Source organism: Peteryoungia algae (assembly GCF_030369675.1).
Classification (GTDB): Bacteria; Pseudomonadota; Alphaproteobacteria; order Rhizobiales; family Rhizobiaceae; genus Allorhizobium; species Allorhizobium algae.
Genome location: NZ_CP128477.1, coordinates 2,093,566 through 2,112,028, shown reverse-complemented (window position 1 = coordinate 2,112,028; position 18,463 = coordinate 2,093,566). Strand labels below are relative to the sequence as shown.

The 18,463-nt window shown below is 61.4% G+C and carries 23 protein-coding genes; 10 read left to right on the top strand and 13 right to left on the bottom strand.

The window, feature by feature from the left end; translation table 11 throughout:
- Positions 1 to 35 precede the first annotated feature (35 nt).
- The 6 genes from QTL56_RS10265 to QTL56_RS10240 all read right to left on the bottom strand — a co-directional run bounded on the left by QTL56_RS10265 (position 36) and on the right by QTL56_RS10240 (position 6,126).
- Positions 36 to 2,045: an acetyl-CoA carboxylase biotin carboxylase subunit gene (locus QTL56_RS10265; protein ID WP_245135872.1), complete on the bottom strand. Its 2,010-nt coding sequence runs from the start codon at positions 2,043 to 2,045 to the stop codon at positions 36 to 38.
- Positions 2,046 to 2,185: 140 nt separating this feature from the next.
- Positions 2,186 to 2,599 carry a hypothetical protein gene (locus QTL56_RS10260; protein WP_245135875.1) on the bottom strand — a complete coding sequence of 138 codons (414 nt, stop codon included), beginning with the start codon at positions 2,597 to 2,599 and terminating at the stop codon, positions 2,186 to 2,188.
- A 4-nt stretch (positions 2,600 to 2,603) separates the two neighbouring features.
- Positions 2,604 to 2,981 (bottom strand): hypothetical protein, encoded by a 378-nt coding sequence (locus tag QTL56_RS10255; RefSeq protein ID WP_245135878.1) that lies wholly within the window; start codon positions 2,979 to 2,981, stop codon positions 2,604 to 2,606.
- Between the two features lie 9 nt (positions 2,982 to 2,990).
- Positions 2,991 to 3,902, bottom strand: coding sequence for a glutathione-dependent disulfide-bond oxidoreductase (gene yghU, locus QTL56_RS10250; RefSeq protein ID WP_245135880.1), 912 nt, complete (start codon positions 3,900 to 3,902; stop codon positions 2,991 to 2,993).
- Positions 3,903 to 3,950: 48 nt separating this feature from the next.
- Complete coding sequence (locus tag QTL56_RS10245; RefSeq protein ID WP_245135881.1) at positions 3,951 to 4,583, bottom strand: tetratricopeptide repeat protein; 633 nt, start codon at positions 4,581 to 4,583, stop codon at positions 3,951 to 3,953.
- A 10-nt stretch (positions 4,584 to 4,593) separates the two neighbouring features.
- Positions 4,594 to 6,126, bottom strand: a complete 1,533-nt coding sequence (locus QTL56_RS10240; protein WP_245135883.1) for an acyl-CoA carboxylase subunit beta — start codon at positions 6,124 to 6,126, stop codon at positions 4,594 to 4,596.
- Between the two features lie 133 nt (positions 6,127 to 6,259).
- Here QTL56_RS10240 and QTL56_RS10235 point away from each other — a divergent pair, with 133 nt between their 5' ends.
- From QTL56_RS10235 to QTL56_RS10220, 4 genes are all read left to right on the top strand, one after another.
- Positions 6,260 to 7,669: a helix-turn-helix domain-containing protein gene (locus QTL56_RS10235; protein WP_245135885.1), complete on the top strand. Its 1,410-nt coding sequence runs from the start codon at positions 6,260 to 6,262 to the stop codon at positions 7,667 to 7,669.
- 82 nt (positions 7,670 to 7,751) lie between these two features.
- Positions 7,752 to 8,081 carry an ArsR/SmtB family transcription factor gene (locus tag QTL56_RS10230; RefSeq protein ID WP_245135886.1) on the top strand — a complete coding sequence of 110 codons (330 nt, stop codon included), beginning with the start codon at positions 7,752 to 7,754 and terminating at the stop codon, positions 8,079 to 8,081.
- Positions 8,078 to 8,542 carry an SRPBCC family protein gene (locus tag QTL56_RS10225; RefSeq protein ID WP_245135889.1) on the top strand — a complete coding sequence of 155 codons (465 nt, stop codon included), beginning with the start codon at positions 8,078 to 8,080 and terminating at the stop codon, positions 8,540 to 8,542. The genes QTL56_RS10230 and QTL56_RS10225 overlap by 4 nt, the downstream gene beginning before the upstream one ends.
- A 44-nt stretch (positions 8,543 to 8,586) precedes the next feature.
- The gene (locus QTL56_RS10220; RefSeq protein ID WP_245135891.1) at positions 8,587 to 9,003 is read left to right on the top strand and encodes a GFA family protein; all 417 of its coding nucleotides are present in this window, start codon (positions 8,587 to 8,589) and stop codon (positions 9,001 to 9,003) included.
- An 18-nt stretch (positions 9,004 to 9,021) separates the two neighbouring features.
- On the opposite strand, the gene QTL56_RS10215 is transcribed toward QTL56_RS10220, so the two are convergent.
- The 5 genes from QTL56_RS10215 to QTL56_RS10195 all read right to left on the bottom strand — a co-directional run bounded on the left by QTL56_RS10215 (position 9,022) and on the right by QTL56_RS10195 (position 12,758).
- Complete coding sequence (locus QTL56_RS10215) at positions 9,022 to 10,095, bottom strand: enoyl-CoA hydratase/isomerase family protein (RefSeq protein ID WP_245135892.1); 1,074 nt, start codon at positions 10,093 to 10,095, stop codon at positions 9,022 to 9,024.
- Positions 10,096 to 10,166: 71 nt separating this feature from the next.
- Positions 10,167 to 11,123 carry a D-2-hydroxyacid dehydrogenase gene (locus QTL56_RS10210; protein ID WP_245135895.1) on the bottom strand — a complete coding sequence of 319 codons (957 nt, stop codon included), beginning with the start codon at positions 11,121 to 11,123 and terminating at the stop codon, positions 10,167 to 10,169.
- 59 nt (positions 11,124 to 11,182) lie between these two features.
- Positions 11,183 to 11,809 carry a glutathione S-transferase family protein gene (locus tag QTL56_RS10205; RefSeq protein WP_245136624.1) on the bottom strand — a complete coding sequence of 209 codons (627 nt, stop codon included), beginning with the start codon at positions 11,807 to 11,809 and terminating at the stop codon, positions 11,183 to 11,185.
- Positions 11,809 to 12,480 carry a Rieske 2Fe-2S domain-containing protein gene (locus QTL56_RS10200; protein WP_245135897.1) on the bottom strand — a complete coding sequence of 224 codons (672 nt, stop codon included), beginning with the start codon at positions 12,478 to 12,480 and terminating at the stop codon, positions 11,809 to 11,811. Before QTL56_RS10200 ends, QTL56_RS10205 begins: the two co-directional genes overlap by 1 nt.
- Positions 12,477 to 12,758: a hypothetical protein gene (locus tag QTL56_RS10195; protein ID WP_245135898.1), complete on the bottom strand. Its 282-nt coding sequence runs from the start codon at positions 12,756 to 12,758 to the stop codon at positions 12,477 to 12,479. Before QTL56_RS10195 ends, QTL56_RS10200 begins: the two co-directional genes overlap by 4 nt.
- Before the next feature lie 117 nt (positions 12,759 to 12,875).
- On the opposite strand from QTL56_RS10195, the gene QTL56_RS10190 reads away from it, so the two are divergent.
- Complete coding sequence (locus QTL56_RS10190; protein WP_229574700.1) at positions 12,876 to 13,733, top strand: aromatic ring-hydroxylating oxygenase subunit alpha; 858 nt, start codon at positions 12,876 to 12,878, stop codon at positions 13,731 to 13,733.
- 60 nt (positions 13,734 to 13,793) lie between these two features.
- On the opposite strand, the gene QTL56_RS10185 is transcribed toward QTL56_RS10190, so the two are convergent.
- The gene (locus QTL56_RS10185) at positions 13,794 to 13,991 is read right to left on the bottom strand and encodes a CsbD family protein (RefSeq protein WP_229574699.1); all 198 of its coding nucleotides are present in this window, start codon (positions 13,989 to 13,991) and stop codon (positions 13,794 to 13,796) included.
- A 219-nt stretch (positions 13,992 to 14,210) separates the two neighbouring features.
- Here QTL56_RS10185 and QTL56_RS10180 point away from each other — a divergent pair, with 219 nt between their 5' ends.
- Together QTL56_RS10180 and QTL56_RS10175 are read left to right on the top strand one after the other, a co-directional pair.
- Positions 14,211 to 14,564 carry an ElaB/YgaM/YqjD family protein gene (locus QTL56_RS10180; RefSeq protein ID WP_229574698.1) on the top strand — a complete coding sequence of 118 codons (354 nt, stop codon included), beginning with the start codon at positions 14,211 to 14,213 and terminating at the stop codon, positions 14,562 to 14,564.
- 2 nt (positions 14,565 to 14,566) lie between these two features.
- Positions 14,567 to 15,016: a hypothetical protein gene (locus QTL56_RS10175; protein ID WP_229574697.1), complete on the top strand. Its 450-nt coding sequence runs from the start codon at positions 14,567 to 14,569 to the stop codon at positions 15,014 to 15,016.
- A 61-nt stretch (positions 15,017 to 15,077) separates the two neighbouring features.
- Here QTL56_RS10175 and QTL56_RS10170 read toward each other — a convergent pair whose 3' ends face one another.
- The gene (locus tag QTL56_RS10170) at positions 15,078 to 15,272 is read right to left on the bottom strand and encodes a NepR family anti-sigma factor (RefSeq protein WP_245135900.1); all 195 of its coding nucleotides are present in this window, start codon (positions 15,270 to 15,272) and stop codon (positions 15,078 to 15,080) included.
- A 151-nt stretch (positions 15,273 to 15,423) separates the two neighbouring features.
- Here QTL56_RS10170 and QTL56_RS10165 point away from each other — a divergent pair, with 151 nt between their 5' ends.
- The 3 genes from QTL56_RS10165 to QTL56_RS10155 all read left to right on the top strand — a co-directional run bounded on the left by QTL56_RS10165 (position 15,424) and on the right by QTL56_RS10155 (position 18,399).
- A complete protein-coding gene (locus QTL56_RS10165; RefSeq protein ID WP_245135902.1) occupies positions 15,424 to 16,218 on the top strand; it encodes a response regulator in 795 nt (264 codons plus the stop codon).
- Positions 16,219 to 16,301: 83 nt separating this feature from the next.
- Positions 16,302 to 17,291, top strand: a complete 990-nt coding sequence (locus QTL56_RS10160; RefSeq protein ID WP_229574694.1) for a sensor histidine kinase — start codon at positions 16,302 to 16,304, stop codon at positions 17,289 to 17,291.
- Between the two features lie 46 nt (positions 17,292 to 17,337).
- Complete coding sequence (locus QTL56_RS10155; RefSeq protein WP_245135904.1) at positions 17,338 to 18,399, top strand: zinc-binding metallopeptidase family protein; 1,062 nt, start codon at positions 17,338 to 17,340, stop codon at positions 18,397 to 18,399.
- The last annotated feature ends 64 nt before the right edge of the window (positions 18,400 to 18,463 follow it).

Genomic DNA, 18,463 nt, shown 5'->3' with positions numbered 1-18,463 from the left:
AGACGGTTGAGGAATTTTGCATTCAAAGAAGAACGCTACCCCTCGAATTCCATGATCAGCTCATCGACGGCCAGGCTCTGGCCCGGCTTGACAAGGATCGTCTTCACAGTGCCACGCCGTTCGGCCTTCAGAATGTTCTCCATCTTCATTGCCTCGACGGTGGCCAGCGGCTGACCGGCTTCCACGGTCTCGCCTTCCTTGACCGCGACGCCGGTGATGACGCCGGGCATCGGGCAGAGCAGCATTCTGGAGGTGTCCGGCGGCAGCTTTTCCGGCATGAGTTTGGCGAGTTCGGCGACACGCGGCGAGCGCACGCGGGCGGTCACGTCCATGCCACGCCAACGTAGCCGAATGGCGGCACCCTTGAGGTCGACCTTGACCGAAAGCATGTCGCCGCCGTTGTCGATGATCGCCAGCGTTTGGCCGGGTTGCCAGTCGGTGGCGATAACAAACTCGGTGCCGGAGGCGAGCGAGACGCGCGTGTTGCCAGTGCCTTCGGCGACCGTCACGGCATGATCCGACCCCGCAAGGTTCACAACCCAGTCCTTGCCGAGCTTGCGGGCGTGGTTGCCGATTGTGCCGGAGATTTGGATGGCACGCGCCTGCAGACGGTGGTTGATGACGGCGGCAATCGCCGCGAGCGTTTCGGCGGAGGTCGCATCCGGCGTGACGCCGGTAAAGCCTTGCCCGAATTCTTCGGCGATATAGGCCGTTGTGATCTTGCCGGAGCGGAAGCGCTCCTGCCCCATGACCGCCGAGAGGAAAGGCAGATTGTGGCCGATACCTTCGACCTCGAAGCTGTCGAGCGCCTCGCTCATGGCGTCGATGGCGGTGATGCGGTCGGGCGCCCAGGTGCAGAGCTTGGCGATCATCGGGTCGTAATACATCGAGATCTCGCCGCCCTCAAAGACACCGGTATCGTTGCGGATAACGGTGCCGTCGGCGGTCGTACCCTCGGCCGGCGGACGGTAGCGGGTGAGACGGCCGATCGAGGGCAGGAAGTTGCGATAAGGGTCTTCGGCGTACAGGCGGCTTTCGATCGCCCAACCATTCAGCTTCACGTCGTCCTGGGCGAGGGCGAGTTTCTCGCCCGAGGCGACGCGGATCATCTGCTCGACAAGATCAAGGCCGGTCACCAGTTCGGTCACGGGATGTTCGACCTGCAGGCGGGTGTTCATCTCGAGGAAGTAGAACTTGTTTTGCTTGCCATCGACGATGAATTCAACCGTGCCAGCCGAGTGATAGCCGACGGCCTTGGCGAGTGCGACGGCCTGTTCGCCCATAGCCTTGCGGGTGGCGGCATCCAGGAAAGGCGAGGGGGCCTCTTCGATGACCTTCTGGTTTCGCCGCTGGATCGAACATTCGCGTTCGCCGAGATAAAGCACGGTGCCGTGCTTGTCGCCGAGCACCTGGATCTCGATATGGCGCGGTTCGGTGACGAATTTCTCGATGAAAATGCGGTCGTCGCCGAAGGAATTCTTCGCCTCGTTCTTCGAGGACTGGAAGCCTTCGCGGGCCTCCTCTGCGTTCCAGGCGATGCGCATGCCCTTGCCGCCGCCACCGGCCGAGGCCTTGATCATCACGGGATAACCGATCTGATCGGAGATCTTCACCGCCTCGTCGGCATCGGCAATCAGGCCCATATGGCCGGGCACGGTCGACACGCCGGCTTCGGCGGCAAGCTTCTTCGAGGTTATCTTGTCGCCCATGGCCTGGATCGCGCCCACAGGCGGACCGATGAAGGTCACGCCCGCCTTCTCCAGCGCCTCGGCAAATGCTGCGTTTTCAGACAGGAAGCCGTAGCCGGGATGCACCGCATCCGCGCCGGTCTGCCTGATCGCGTCGAGGATCTTGTCGATCACGATATAAGACTGGTTCGACGGCGCCGGGCCGATATGCACGGCCTCATCGGCCATTTCGACATGCAGCGCGTTGCGGTCCGCATCGGAATAGACGGCAACGGTCTTGATGCCGAGCTTCTTGGCGGTCTTGATGACCCGGCAGGCGATTTCGCCCCTGTTGGAGATGAGGATTTTCTGGATCATTGTTGTCACTCGGCAGCTTGAGCAGGCGGGATGGCGCCGGGAGCAGCGCCCCCGATGATGAGCGCCTTGGCGCTCACGTACTTGTCACAGGTCAAATTCATCATTCCCACCTTCTCCCAGCATTGATCCCAAACGTCGGGCTATTCCTGCGCCTTCTTCTTCAAGCCCTTCGCCACGCTCTGCTCGTTCTTCACGTCGCCGAAGGCTTCCGGGAAGTTCTTGCGCGCCAGCTGCTCGTTGATCTTCAGCTTGGCAAAGTAGGATTGCGGATCAAATCCGCGTTCGGCGGCGATGATTTCACGACCGAACAGGCGGCAGAGGCGTTCGCCGTCGAGGTTGCCGCGCTCGAAGGATTCCGTGCCGAAGAACTGCCAGAGCGCCTGCATGAATCCGAGGTCGGCCAGTGCTACCGTCGGATCCATGGTCCGGTGGCGCGGCCAGTTGGTGAGTGGCGTGACCTTGGGGTTCGGCCGGCGGATCGTGAATTGCCATTGCGTTCCAGGCAGCCCGAGTGGGAAGCCCTGGTGTTTCGGCATGAGCGGATCTTTTGCCATGGCGTTACACCTCGAACACGTCGTCGAAGGATTCGGGGAAGCTCTTGCGCGCCACCTTTTCGTCGATGACGAGCATGGCCTCGTAGGAGAGCGGGTCGAACTCCTTGGTGGCGGGGATCACTTCGCGCCCGAAGAGAAGGCTCAGGCGTGCGGCATCGAGATTGCCGCGCTCGAAGGGTTCCGCGCCGAAATGGTGCCAGAGCGCATGCAGGAAGGCCGCGTCGATCCGGTGTTCCTTGGTGCCGGGCCGTGCCTTGCGGGGAAAGGCCTTGATGGGGGTCACGCCACGCGGATTGGCGCGGCGGATGGTGAATTGCACACCGGTCCCCGGCATACCGCCGGGGAAACCGCGATGTTTGGTCATGTCGGGCAAGCTCGGCATGGTCTCTCCTTACGCCGCAGCGATCTTGTCCTGCGTCTTCGTCAAGAAGTCGGGGGCATCGTGGCGTTCATGCAGCTGTTCGGAAAGCGGGCCGGAGGTCTTGTTGACCATGGCGCCACGCTTCACACCCGGGCGTGCTGCGAGCTGCTTGGTCCAGCGCTGGACGTGCTCATATTCGTCGACCGACAGGAAAGTGCCGGCATCGTCATAGGCGCCGTGCAGGGCAAGACGGCCGTACCAGGGCCAGATCGCCATGTCGGCGATGGTGTAGTCCTTGCCGGCCATGAATTCGTTGTCGGCGAGGTGGCGGTTCAGCACATCCATCTGGCGCTTCACCTCCATCGCATAGCGATCGATGGCATACTGGATCTTCATCGGCGCGTAGGAATAGAAATGGCCGAAACCGCCGCCGAGGAAGGGGGCCGAGCCCATCTGCCAGAACAGCCAGTTCAGCGTCTCGGCGCGGGCACGGGTTTCCGACGGCAGGAAGGCGCCGAATTTTTCCGCCAGATAGGTCATGATCGAGGCGGATTCGAACAGGCGGATCGGCTTGCCGCCGTCCTTCGGGGCATGGTCCATCAAGGCCGGGATCTTGGAGTTCGGATTGACCTCGACAAAACCCGAGCCAAACTGGTCACCCTTGCCGATATTGATCAGCCAGGCATCGTATTCCGCGCCCTCGTGACCAGCCGCCAGCAGCTCTTCCAAAAGGATCGTCACCTTCTGGCCGTTCGGCGTGCCGAGCGAATAGAGCTGCAGCGGATGCTTTCCGACCGGGCGTTCGGTCTCGGTCTGCGCGCCCGCGGTCGGACGGTTGACATTGGCAAAGGCGCCGCCATTGCCAGGCTCCCAGGTCCAGACCTTCGGCGGCACGTAGCCAGCGGGCAGGTTCTTCTCGGGCGGGAATTTTGTCTCGGTCATGGATTGCCTCTGTTCCTTGGTTCACGAAGGGTCGAAGACGACTTCCGCTCACTCTTTCGCACGCTGTTCGTGATACTCGGCTCGCTCGGGATCTTTGAGAAGTCGATATGTCTTCGCCAGCATCAGGTGAGCCCCTTGATCCTTGGCGTCAAGCTCCAACACCGAGTTAAAGAACTCCACAGCCTTCCCGTAATCACCATCGATCCCCAGGTGGGTTCCGATCATGATCAGCGCTGCTCTTTGTCTTTCACTACGGTCGATAGCGGCTTGTAGGCAAAATTCCTTCTTTTCCAACTGGTTCATCAAACGATAGATGTCTACAAAACCAATGTATGGGTAAGGGCTCTTGGGGTCGAGCACGGCCGCCTCGCTAAAAGCTTTCGAAGCCGAAGCGAAGTCCAGCTCATCCAGAGCTTGGAACCCTTTGTTTGCTGCCGCACCAGCTGCTTTCCTGAAGTCCCCACCAAACTCATCGGTGACAGATGCTAGAACACTATCTTCCCATGCTCTCGTTTTGTCATTCGTCGGTCTTTCCCATGGGGGCACGACCAGAGATTGGATTTGACTAGGATCGATGTGGACCATCTCCACTTCGGTCGGTTGCGCCATCGACAGGTCTGCCACTAGGGTACCCAATAACAAAAACGATGCGAATGCTCTCACGGCAAAGCTGGAGGTCATTGTCGGCCCCTCACAACGGGATGGTGTCGTGCTTCTTCCAATGGGTGCCGACCTGCTTGTTCCTGAGGCTGGCGAATGCCCTGGCAATGCGGCGGCGGGAGGAGTGCGGCATGATCACTTCGTCGATGAAGCCGCGCTCGGCCGCCTTGAAGGGGTTGGCGAAGTTGACTTCGTATTCCTTCGTCCGCTCGGCAATCTTCTCGGCATCGCCCAGTTCCGAACGGTAGAGGATTTCGGCAGCACCTTTCGCGCCCATTACGGCGATTTCGGCGGTCGGCCAGGCGTAGTTGACGTCGGCGCCGATATGCTTGGAGGCCATGACGTCATAGGCACCGCCATAGGCCTTGCGGGTAATCAGGGTTACCATGGGCACCGTCGCCTGGCTGTAGGCGAAGAGGAGCTTGGCGCCGTGCTTGATGACGCCGCCATATTCCTGGGCGGTGCCGGGAAGGAAGCCGGGCACGTCGACCAGCGTCAGGATCGGGATCGAGAAGGCATCGCAGAAGCGGACGAAGCGGGCGGCCTTGCGCGATGAATCGATGTCGAGGCAGCCGGCGAGCACCATGGGCTGGTTGGCGACGACGCCGACCGTCTGGCCTTCCATGCGGATAAAGCCTGTGATGATGTTCCTGGCAAAGGCTTCCTGGATCTCGAAGAAATCGCCTTCATCCGCCAGCGCGTAGATCAGCTCCTTCATGTCGTAAGGCTTGTTGGAACTGTCGGGGATCAGCGTGTCCAGCCGCATTTCGATGCGGGCCGGATCATCGTGAAACGGGCGGACCGGCGGCTTTTCGCGGTTGTTGAGGGGTAAGAAGTCGAAGAGCAGACGGACCTGTTCGAGCGCCTCGATGTCGTTCTCATAGGCGCCATCGGCGACGGAGGATTTCTTCGTGTGGGTGGAGGCGCCGCCCAGTTCTTCCGCCGTGACGATCTCGTTGGTGACCGTCTTCACCACATCGGGGCCGGTGACGAACATGTAGGATGAGTCCCGCACCATGAAGATGAAATCGGTCATGGCGGGCGAATAGACCGCACCGCCGGCGCAGGGGCCCATGATGACGGAGATCTGCGGGATGACGCCCGAGGCATCGACATTGCGCTTGAAGACATCGGCATAACCGGCAAGCGAGGCGACACCTTCCTGGATGCGGGCGCCGCCCGAGTCATTGAGGCCGATCACCGGCGCTCCCACTTTCATCGCCATGTCCATGATCTTGCAGATCTTCTGGGCATGGGTTTCCGACAGCGAGCCGCCGAGCACGGTGAAATCCTGGGAGAAGACATAGACCTGGCGGCCGTTGATCGTACCCCAGCCGGTGACGACGCCATCGCCCGGCACCTTCTGCTCGGCCATGCCGAAGTCCACGCAACGATGGGTGACATACATGTCGTATTCTTCGAAGGACCCTTCATCGAGCAGGACTTCCACGCGTTCGCGGGCGGTCAGCTTGCCCTTGCCGTGCTGGGCGGCGATTCGCTTTTCGCCGCCGCCGAGGCGGGCCTCTTTGCGGCGGGCTTCGAGCTGGTCCAGGATTGTAAGCATAAGTCCTCCCGAAGGTCTTCTGGCTTCTGAGCCTTGATGTGACACCTATTCCACTGTGCCGCAGAAGAAAACGGTTGAACAGGTGCATCTGTGGATTTATGAATTTGCAAATTGAAAATTGCGAATTTGCGAAATGGCCATCGGGAAACTCTTCATCGGCCGCAAGGTCCGCGACATCCGCCAGGCAAACGGGGCCACACAGGCGCAGTTTGCCGACATGGTCGGCATTTCCACCAGCTATCTCAACCAGATCGAAAACAATCAGCGCCCGGTCTCGGCCTCTGTACTTCTGTCTCTTGCGGAAAAGTTCGGCATCGACATCACCGAGCTGTCGTCGGGCCAGAACGACCGGTTGCTGTCGGCGCTGACGGAGGCGCTTTCCGATCCCCTGTTCGAGACCTATTCGCCGAGCCTGCAGGAGCTGAAGCTCGTGACCCAGAATGCGCCGGGATTTGCCCATGCGCTGATTGCAGCGCATCAGGCCTACAGGCGTGGCAACGAGCAGCTGGCGAGCCTCGACGACCGGCTGGGGGCAGCGCCCAGCCAGGAGGTGACGCCCTATGACGAGGTGCGCGACTTCTTCCACTTCGTCGACAATTACATCCATGATCTCGACCTCGCCGCCGAGCAACTGGCCGACGATCTGACGCTCGGGGAGGGGGAGAATTACGCAGCACTTTCAGGTCATCTTGAAGCGAAACACGGCGTGCGCGTGGTGCGCGGCGAGGCCGGCGACGAGGCGATCCGCCGCTTTGATCCGGTGGGGCGCATCCTGACCGTCAGCCGCTATGCATCCGCTCCGACCCGCGATTTCCAGATCGCCATCCAGATCGCCCAGCTGGCGGCGGCCACCAAGATCGACCAGGTGCTGAAACAGGCGAATTTCCGCAGTGAAGAGGCGGTCGAGATTTGTCGCATGGGTCTCTACAACTATTTCGCCGGGGCGCTGATCCTGCCCTATCGTAGCTTCCTTACCGCCGCGCGCGACCTGCGCCACGATATCGAACTGCTCGCCGCCCGTTTCGAGGCCTCGCTGGAGCAGGTCTGCCACCGGCTTTCGACCCTGCAGCGGCCGGGCCTCAAGGGCGTGCCGATCTTCTTTGCCCGCATCGACCGGGCCGGCAATATCACCAAGCGGCACAGTGCCGCGCGCCTGCAATTCGCCCGCTTCGGGGCGGCCTGTCCGCTGTGGAATGCGCACCAGGCCTTCGAGACGCCCGGCCGGATCATCCGCCAGACGGCGGAAACGCCCGATGGCGTGCGCTATCTCTGCATTGCCACCCAGGTGTCGAAAGGCTCCGCCGGCTTCCGCGCCGCCAATCCGCGTTATGCCTTGGCGCTCGGCTGCGAGATCTCCTATGCCGGCGCCTTCGTCTATGCCGACGACCTCGACCTCAGCAATCGCGGCGCCTTCGACCCGATCGGCATTTCCTGCCGGATCTGCGAGCGCGTCAAATGCACCAGCCGCGCCGTGCCGCCGCTGAAGCGGAAGCTGGTGGTGGATCACCGGGTCAGGAACCCGATGCCGTATGAGATTGAGTGAGCATCCTACCCCAGCTTGTGCAGAGGGGTAGTCAAAAATCATTAGTGTTGACTCATCAAATAGTCCGTGCTAATGATTTCTCATGATCGAAACAACAGCCGTCAACACCGTCATGCGCGCACTCGCCGACCCTACCCGGCGGGGCATCTATGAGCGCATTGCCAATACGAGCGAAATCACCGTGGTCGAACTGACCCGGGGCAGCGGGGTCACGCAAGGCGCGATCTCCCAACATCTCAAGACGTTGAAGCAGGCCGGGCTCGTCGTCGAGCGTCCGGAAGGGCGGAGCACCTTTTACCGAGTCCGCCCGGAAGGTCTCGAACCCCTGTTCGACTGGATGAGTCATTACGGCGTCTTCTGGCGGGAGCGCTTCGGCAATCTCCGCACCCTTCTCAAGGACATCGACCCATGACCGACGCCGCTCACGTTTCTTCTCGACAGCAGATCGTCGTTGACGAGTTTTTTCCGCATGCGCCTGATGTCATCTGGCGTGCCCTGACCTCGGGCGAGATCATGGCGCGCTGGTTGATGGAGCCGAAAGGCTTTGAGCCGGTTGTCGGCAATCGCTTCAGCTACCAGACCAAGCCGGCCGGCGCCTGGGATGGCACCATTGAATGCGAAGTGCTGGAGGTGATTGAAAACCGGCGTTTTTCCCATGCCTGGCGTGGCGGCGATGCCTCCAATCCGGGCTATGGATCGAAGCTGGATACGGTCGTGACCTGGACTCTGGAACCGGTGGCAGACGGCACCCGTGTGCGCCTCGTTCATTCCGGTTTCGAGCTTCCGAAGAACGAGGTTGCCTTCCGCAATATGGGAGACGGCTGGAACGTGGTCGTGCCGCGCCTCGAAGCGACAATCCGGCAACCCGATTAGGGGTGCCTTCACTCAAACTGCGTCATCAAACAAGGAGTACAGCGATGTCCAAGCCCTTTCGTGGCGGATGCGCCTGCAAAGCCGTGCGTTATGAAGTGATCGGTGAGCCTGTCGCCATGGTCGATTGCCAATGCCGGCAATGCCAGATGGACAGCGGAACCGGCCATGCGTCGCATGTGGTCTTCGCTGGTGCCGAGGTGAAGCTTGAGGGCGAGGCTCAGACCTGGGATCTGGTCGGAGATGGCGGAACGCGCAAACGCCGCGGCTTCTGCCCGGTCTGCGGATCACCGGTTTTTCTGGTCTTCCCCGATGCTCCTCAGATATTTTCTGTTAGAGCGGCAAGCCTCGACGAACCGGAGCGATATGCACCTCAGTTCGTCACTTGGACCGCCTCCGCCCAGCCATGGGACTGCATTGACCCGACCCTGACGAGGTTCGAGCGCATGCCTCCCGGCCAGTAAGAGCCGAGCTACGGCCGACTAGCCGAAGAGTCGCTCACGCCTTTTCAGAAAGAACGCGTCTACACTCTCCGGCTTCACATCCTTGAGCGTCGCCGGGGACCATTTCGGGTTCCTGTCCTTGTCGATGATCGCCGCGCGGATGCCTTCATAGAAATCGGGCACCTTGACCACTTGGCAGGTGCCGGCGAATTCGCGTTCGAGGCAGGTTTCGAGATCCGTCGAATGGCGCGCTTCGCGCAGCATCTTGAGCGCCACCTTCAGGCTGGTCGGCGACTTGGCGCGCATGGCGGTGAGGGTTTTGGCGGCAAGGTCTCCGCCTTCCTTTTCGAGAGCGGCGATGATCTCTTCGACGGTGTCGAAACCGAAGCAGCGGTCGATCATGTCACGGCCTTCGCAGAAGATGCCTTCCGGGCCGTCCACCGTGTAATCGCGGATCGTCGAGGCGATCGACTGAGCCAGCGCCGGGGCGGGCAGGGCGGCGATCCGTTCCAGGAGTTCGGCCACCCGGTCCTGCGGGACATACCAGTCGGCAAAGCCTGCGGTGATGGCATCCGCGCCGTTCACCGCCTCGCCAGTCAGCCCCATCCAGGTGCCGAGTTCGCCGGATGCGCGGGAGAGCAGCCAGGTGGCGCCGATGTCGGGGAAGAAGCCGATGCCGGTTTCGGGCATGGCGAGTTTCGTCGTTTCGGTGACGATGCGGTGGCTGCCGTGGCTGGAGACGCCAACGCCGCCGCCCATGGTGATGCCGTCCATGACGACGACATAGGGCTTTTTGAAGCCGGCGATACGCGCATTCAGGCGGTACTCGGCCTTGAGGAAGTGGGAGGCCTTGCCATCACCGGCCTTGCCGCTCTCGTAGAACATCCGGATGTCGCCGCCGGCGCAGAGGCCGCGTTCGCCCTCGCCAGTGATGAGCACGGCCGCGACGTGTGGATCGGCCTCGAATGTGTCGAGCGCCTTGCCGAAATCCAGGATCATGTCGTGTGACAGGCTGTTCAGGACCCGGGGCCGGTTGAGCGCAATTAGCCCGAGCGCACCTTTTCTTGCCGTCAGGATCTCACTGCCCTGATAATCCGCCTCCAGATAGCGCATGCCGTCCTCCCTGTCTTTTGAGAGAGTTAGACATGCGTCGCTGAGAAAGGGCAAGGGCTGCGATAGCAGGATCAGGTCACGAGATTGCGTGGGGTTCCCGCCAGAAAGAGCTCGATGTTCTCGATCAGCTGGTCGGCCAGCGCCTGGATTGCCTCGCGGCTTGCCCAGGCGACATGCGGGGTGAGAATGACGTTCTCACGGTTCGCAATTCGCATCATCGGGCTATCGGGCGCGGGCGGTTCGCCGTCCGTCACGTCGAAGCCGGCGCCTGATATCTGGCCTTTGTCGAGCGCCTGTTCGAGGGCGTGTTCATCGACGAGCCCACCGCGACCGGTGTTAATGAGGAGCGGTTTGCGCGCCATCAGGGCGAATTCGCGGGCGCCGATCACGCCGCGCGTTTCTGGCGTCAGCGGGCAGTGCAGGGTGATCACATCTGCGCGCTCCATCACCTCGTCGAAGGCGGTCTGGCCGGGTTTCAGATCAGTCGCGCCGCGACGGCCGGCGGCCAGCACCGTCATGCCGAAGGCTTCGGCGATCTTCCCGACCGACTGGCCGAGCGTGCCGTGGCCGATGATGCCGAGCGTCGAGCCGCCGAGGTCTGCGATGGGATAATCGAAATAGCAGAATTGCGCCGCCTCTTGCCAGCGTCCCTCGATCACCGACTGGCGATAGGGCAGGATCGAGCGGCGCAGGGCCAGCATCAGCGCGAATGTGTGTTCAGGGACGGTGTGCCTGGCATAGTTCCGGATATTGCAGACAGCGATGCCGCGTGCCTTGGCTTCGACGAGGTCAACAATGTCGGTGCCGGTGGCGGAGACGGCGATCAGCTTCAGTTTCGAGGCTCCCGCCAGCGCCTCGGCTCGTACAGGAGCCTTGTTGGTGATGACGACATCGGCGTCGCGGATCCGTTCGGCGACTTCGTGCGGGGCAGTCCGGTCATGCACCACCATCTCATGCGGCATCGCGGGCGCGCGAACCACAGTTTCCGGCGACAGCGTATCCCGGTCGAGAAAGACGATGCGGATCATGGCGGACCTCCCTGCTGGTTCCCCGACCTAGCCGCTCTGATCTCTGCCATCAAGGCAGGTCAGTGGTAATCCGGTACGCCTGGCATGGTGATGAAGCCCGGTAGTGCGCGGAAGCGGCGCAGCCAGCGACGAAGTGCGGGATATTCATCGTGATCGATGCCGCAGTCGCGCGAGAGCGCAAAGCTCGGTAAAAGCGCGAGATCCGCAAGCGTCGGGGTGTCGCCGACACACCAGCCTGCGCCGTCGATCTGCCGCAGCGTCATGTGCTCCTCCATGATGCGGAAGGCTTTGCGCGCGGCCTTGAGGTCGCAGTCGCTTGCGCCTTCCGAGGTAAAGAGGGCCGCCTCGCGGGCGTCGATTGCGGGCTTCAGCTCGCGGCCGGAAAAGCCCAGCCATTGCTGGACACGACCGAAATCGGCGGGATCTGCCGGCAGCCAGGGGCTATCCGGCGCGTGGGCGCGAACAAGATAAGCAAGGATTGCGGCTGTACCGAAGAGCCTGACCTCTCCGTCTTCGAGGATAGGCAGCGTGCCGGTCGGGTTGAGCGCCAGCATATGCGGCTTTTCCTGCTCGCGGCCCGGTGCCTTGTCGACGGCAACGGTCTCGACGGCGAGGCCGAGCATGGAGAGGAGGAGGCGGACGCGAAAGCCGTTTTCGTCGAGGTGGTAGTCGTAAAGTTTGATCATCATGCCGCCTCCATGGCCTGAGCCTCGATGCGGTTGCGCAGGTCGGCAGCCCAGAGCGCGAGGCTGCGGCGGGTGGCAGCGGAGGTGTCGTCGGACACCGTGATGTGCAAGGCTGTCCGTCCGGCATCGCGGGGCTGGGCAGCGATCAACACGCTCCCCTCATTGCCTTGCAGGGTCACCGTGCCGGAAGCCCCTGGAACGGGACGATACCCTTCGGGCGGGGCTGCCGTCACCGCCAGCAGCGCCGCATTTGCTGACAGTTCGAGGAAGAGGCTGCGGACCGGTTCGCCGCTTCCCGGCAATCCGGCGAGGCTGGCCGGGTCGGCGCCTTCACACGCCATCCAGACGATGCCGGCGCGTTCGATGGCGGCGAAGGTCGGGACCTTGATGGTCTTGGGCACCTCCAGATCGGGATGGGCCGGAATGTGGCGGCACTGTCCGCCGGTATCGTAGCGCCAGCCGTGATAGAGGCAGGCGATGTGGTCGCCGCGCACGAAGCCGAAGCTCATGCGCATGCCGCGATGCGGACAACGGTCCTCCCAGACATGTATTTCGCCCTTCTCGTCGCGCCAGACGACGCGTTCCTCGCCGTTGACGAGCGTGCCCGCGGAGGTGCCGGCTTCGATGTCGGCGGAGAGAGCAACGGGGATCCAGGCAGAAGCTGATGTCATGATGGGGCCTTTTCGGGCGTGTCTTTTGACGGAGAGAAACGGGTCACGTCGAGCACGATGCTGTCATAGGGGCCGAGGCTTGCGGCCATCTCGAAGGCGTCGATCAGCGCCTCCGGTCCTGACAGGGTCAGGCGACAGTGCTCTTTGTCGCAAGCGCTGATAGCGAGCCCGAGCGACAGTCGTGCTGCGCGGTGCTCGGCAAAGGCGATGAAACCAGCCGGTTCCAGCCTACCGGAAAAGGTGAAGCCGACCGTCGTCTCGCCGGTCTTCGGCGTCATCGGATGGGGATCAGTGTTGCCTTGCAATTGTGCGCGCTCTAATTTTTGGGCAATCTAGCGGGCGACGAGATAGGGGTTCAAGTGCTTTCTCCCCTGCTCCAGAGGAAAGACTGATCCATGCAGGACGGAATTGACAAGGCTTCGCTCGACCAATGGTATGTGCTCGATACCGAGACGGTCATTCCGGTGGGGGTGTCGGGCAACCGGCTGCTCGGAACGGATCTAACAGTCGTCAAACAGGCGGACGGGGGGATCGAGGTCTTTGCGGAAGGACGTCCTCATGCGCTGCCGATCCGTCATCGCTTCGGCTTTCTCTGGGCGACGCTCGGCCAGCCGGAGCGTGAGATCTTTCCGCTGCCCGAGGCCGACGAGCCAGATCGCCGCTACGTCCCTTGCGGCGTGGTGACGGTGAAGGCGTCCGGTCTGCGGATCGTCGAGAATTTTCTCGACATGGCGCATTTCCCGTTCGTGCATACGGATGTGCTTGGCGCTGAGCCGCACACGGAAGTGGAGAGCTATGACGTCGAGATCCGGCGTGAGGAGGACGAGGTCTGGGCGACGAACTGCACCTTCTTCCAGCCACAGGCCGCCTTGTCCGCGCAGGATGGGATTGCCACGCAATACATGTACCGGGTGATGACGCCGTTTACGACGATCCTCTACAAGACCTGCCCGAATGCGGCCAATCGCTGGGATGTCATCGGCCTCTTCGTCCAGCCGCTCGATCCGGGCCGTTGCCGGGCACATCCGATCATGTATCTGATCGACGACGTGTCGACGACGACAGAGCTCATCCATTTCCAGCAGATGATCTTCCTGCAGGACCGGATCATTCTGGAAAACCAGCGGCCGGTGCTCCTGCCACTTGAGCCGCGCAAGGAAATCCCGACACGGGCAGATGCATCCTCGATCGCCTATCGCCGCTGGCTGAAGGAAAAGGGTGTGACCTACGGGGCGACGACGACTGCCAACTGAACGCAGCGAAAGACCCGGGGCCAGAGACCCCGGGTCTTTTCCAACTAAAGCTGGATGGTCTTAGCTGCGGGCGATCCAGTCGTCGATTTCGCGGTCGGCTTCTTCCTGGGTCTTGCCGTAAGCTGCCTGGATCTTGCCAGACAGTTCCTTGCGCTTGCCGGCGACGACGTCGAGATCGTCTCCCGTCAGTTTGCCCCACTGGGTCTGGGCCTTGCCCTTGAACTGCTCCCAATTGCCTTCGATCTCATTCCAATTCATCGGAAATCTCCCGTGTCTGGTGTTTGTCGAGGCTCGGTGTCCTCGGGTCTGGAAACGCCGGCTGCCCCCGGAAGTTCCTTCGCCATCTTCGGGTGGTAGGGGCTCGTGCGCCCCAGAACGAGGCTTCCGAGAATATATTGGGGACCGGTGGAACACTCGCCCCGCGCTCGGCGTTGCTGAGGGGAACAGCAATCGATTGAACGAATGAAGGATATCCCCATGGCCCAGATACCGAGCGCTTCCGGCAACAAGGTAGAGAGCAAGGCGAACGACCTCGCCGATCGGATCGAAGCGAAAGCCGACACCGTCGGTGGCGCCACCAGCGAGGACATCCAGGCCGATCTGGAAGCCCTTCGCCGCGATATCGCCGCGCTGACGCAGACCATGGCGTCGTTCGGCACCAGCAAGATCCGCCAGGCTGGCGAGACCTCTCAGCAATATGTCGACAGCGCCCGCGAGGGCATCGCCAATGTCGAGGAAGATCTGGAAGCCTATGTGCACGCACGCCCGTTCCAGTCGCTCGCCATTGCAGCCGGCGTCGGCTACGTGCTCGCACTGCTCACCCGGCGCTGATCATGCTGCCACTCTTCAGACATCTCGGCGTCCTTGCCTTCGGCAAGGTACAGCCGACGGCCACCCGGATCACGCGCTCCCTCATCGGGGGCGCGATTGTCGGCATTCTGGCGCTCACCGCCTACGTGGCTTTGCTCCTGGCTCTCGGGATCTACCTGTCCGGTGAACTTGGGGCGATCTATGCCGCACTGATCATCGCCGGTCTGACCGCCATGTGTGGCGTCATCGTCATTCTCGTGATTCAGGCCATGAACAAGGCGACCGAACGCCGGATGGAGGCGCGACGCCGCGCCGCGAAGTCGCAGCTGCCGGATCCGATGACCTTGCAACTCCTCGCGGGCGTTCCTGGAATGATGAAGGGACGATCCTTGCTGACCACCGCAGCGATTGCCGCGCTCGTCTTCGGCGTAGCCAAAATGCAGGGTGTTGGTCGTGACGGACGTGACGACTGATAGCCGAACGAAAATTACACGGCCAGGGCCGCAAGGCTCTGGCCGTTTTTTGTCTGCGTGACTATTTCGTCGTCTTGGATTCCGCGTCGTGCAACCGTTCCAGGAGATCGAGCAGATGAGAGGGCGTTCCCTCATCGATGATGCCGTCATAATAGCCTCGCAGCTTCGAGGCGATCATCGCATTGGCGTTCTGGCGTTGTGCTTCGGAGGGCTTTTTTTTCGGTTTAGCCAGCTTGTCCGCGGGGCCTTCAGCCATGGTCAATCGGTTCCATTGTTTTTCTAGGCCTAGTGAGAATTACCCCTATAAGATTTTGGATGTAAAAAAGTTCCACACGGCCGGAACTTTTTTGCAGGAGCCACGTTTTCAACCGAGTCCGCACCTTGTTCCATATCGATTGGAGAACTGCATGTCCCTTACTGCCCGCGTCGCTGTCCATCTTCCCTATTTGAGGCGATATGCGCGCGCCGTCACCGGCTCGCAGACATCCGGGGATGCCTATGTCGCCGCCGTTCTGGAAGCGCTCATTGCCGACATCTCGATCTTCCCGGATACCGGCGACGATCGCGTGGCCCTCTACAAGCTGTTCGTGACGATCTATGATTCCACGAAGGTCGAGCTTCCCCCGATCACCTCGCCGTTTGCGTGGGAAAAGCGCGCCGCAGCAAATCTCGCATCGGTGCCGACACGTGCGCGTCACGCATTCCTTCTGATCACTGTCGAAGGCTTCTCCACAAACGAGGCAGCCGCCATTCTCAGTGTCAGCGAAAGCGAATTCAACGCCCTGTTCAACGAGGCGTCGATGGAGATCTCCCGGCAGGTCGCAACCGATATCATGATCATCGAGGACGAGCCTCTGATTGCGCTCGATATCGAGCAAATGGTCGAGGATCTCGGTCATCGGGTCACCGGCATCGCCCGAACGCATGCCGAAGCCGTCGACCTCTACAAACGGACCAGCCCAAAGATGGTGCTGGCCGACATCCAGCTTGCCGACGGCTCGTCCGGCATCGATGCGGTCAATGACATCCTCAAGGTTGATACCATCCCGGTCATCTTTATCACGGCTTTCCCGGAGCGCCTTCTGACTGGCGAGCGACCGGAGCCCGCCTTCCTCGTGACCAAGCCGTTCAATCCCGACATGGTCAAGGCCTTGATCAGCCAGGCGCTGTTCTTCAACGAGCGTGTGACAGAACGGGCTTGAACTCAGAATGGGGATTGAAGGGCGAGGTTGCAGCGCCATGCTGCCCGCCGGGCCAGTAAGCCGAACACGGCGGAGCAGGACACTTGGTACATCGACTGACATGGTTTGAACCTCAGCGCGGCGACGAGCAGCTGCGGGAGTTCTTCATAACCGCGCTCATCGACATGGGCGCCAGCCTTATCCTCCAGGATAAGGACGGGACTTATGTGTGCATCACATCATTGCCGGCCCGCTGGCGCCTGGCGCCCGGCACAATCCCTTCCGACAGTGCTGTCTTCGGACCCGAGATCGGCCAAAAGCTGGCCGATCTCAAATCCGGACTGGTGAAGGCTGGGGACCGGGCGGAGCTGGAAATCGAAGCGGGCGACGATACCTTCTTCGAGTTCCGCTGTCGCATGGTCGAAATGACGGATCACGACCTGCACCTCATCACCGTGGTGATCGACCGTACCGAGGATCGGCGTCGTGAGAGACTGTTGCGTGCCCTGTTGCGCGAAGTCAGCCACCGCTCGAAAAACCTGCTCGCGATCATCCAGAGCATCGCTTCGCAGACGGCGCGTTACTCCGGCACGCTCGACATGTTCCTGGGCAAGTTCCGTGGACGGCTGCATGCGCTTTCGCAGTCGCAGGATCTGATCACCGATTCGAGCTGGCGTGGGGCCTATTTCCGCGATCTGCTCAAGCAGCAGGTCGACCGTTATGTTCAGGAGAATGCCGATCTCGTGAAGGTTTCCGGCGACGATGTGTTGCTGACCCCGAACGCTTCGCTGCATATCGGGCTTGCCCTGCATGAGCTTGTCGTCAATGCGGTCAGTCACGGGGACTTCCTGCAGCGACGCCAGCCCATCGAGGTTTCCTGCGAAAAGATTGATACGAAGAATGGCCCGGCGGTCGTGATCATCTGGACCGAACCCTTCACGCCTCGCGCTGATGAAGAGGCCAAGGCCGCACGGTTCGGCAGCACCGTTCTGGAACGCGTCGTGCCATCCTCGGTCAATGGTGAGGCCAGGCATGAATTGAGCGATGGCCGCGTGCGGTACGAATTGCGCTTCCCCCTCGAAATCTTCGACTGACCCTGCCCGCGCCAGGTCCGGCGTCTACCTGAAAGAAAACGATTCCATGCGCCTGTTCAGCTGCAGCAATTGCGCCAATGTCGTGCATTTCGAAAACGACGGCTGCGTCACATGCGGTGCTCGCCTGGCTTTTCGGCCGGCGGCGCTCGACATGGTGGCGCTGGACGCGTCGGGCACACATGTCCTCGATCGTGGCGAGGTTCTACCAGATCCTGTCCGCCCTTGCGCGAATGCCGCGCTCGGGGGATGCAACTGGCTCGTCGATGACGGTGACGACAGCGGTTTCTGTGTCGCTTGCCGGCACAATGTGACAATTCCAGACCTGTCTTTGCCGGAAAACCTTCATAACTGGCAAAGAATTGAACTCGCCAAGCGCGGCCTCTTCTATTCGCTTCTCCGCTTCAGGCTGCCGATCACCACGCGGACCGCTGCTCCCGAAAGCGGGCTCGGTTTTGAATTTCTGGCGGATGACACTGCGGTGGGAGGCGAGGGGCCGGTGCTGACCGGCCATTCCGAAGGTCTGATCACACTTAACATCGCAGAGGCTTCCGATGCCGAGCGGGAAGCGCGGCGTGTGGCGCTGGGTGAACCGTTTCGCACGCTGCTGGGTCACTTTCGCCATGAGGTGGCGCATTATTACTGGAACGTGCTCGTGCGCGATCGCGGTGCTTTCGATGCCTGCCGCGCCGTGTTCGGCGACGAGCGCCAGGACTATGGCGCAGCGCTCAAGCGGCACTATGCGGAAGGGCCTCCCCTTGGCTGGGAGAACAACTTCATTTCTGCTTATGCGGCCAGTCACCCGTGGGAAGATTTTGCAGAGACCTTTGCCCATTACTTCCATATCGTCGACGCACTGGACACCGCCGATGCCTTCGGGCTGAGGACGAACCCCGATATCGAAGCCGACATGCCGGAAGTCGAACTCAAGCGCACCTTCGACAGCTATACCGTCGAGAGGACTGAGGCGCTCATTCGCGCCTGGGTGCCGCTCACGCTTGCGATCAACAGTATCAATCGCAGCATGGGGCAGCCGGATCTCTATCCCTTCGTTTTGTCCGAACCTGTTTTCAACAAGCTGAGGTTCATTCACGCCCTGATCCACTCCTGATCCACTTCTGATCGAGGGTGGGGCTCTACCTGGAGGCCCAACCGGAACCTCTGCCAAGTCTCTG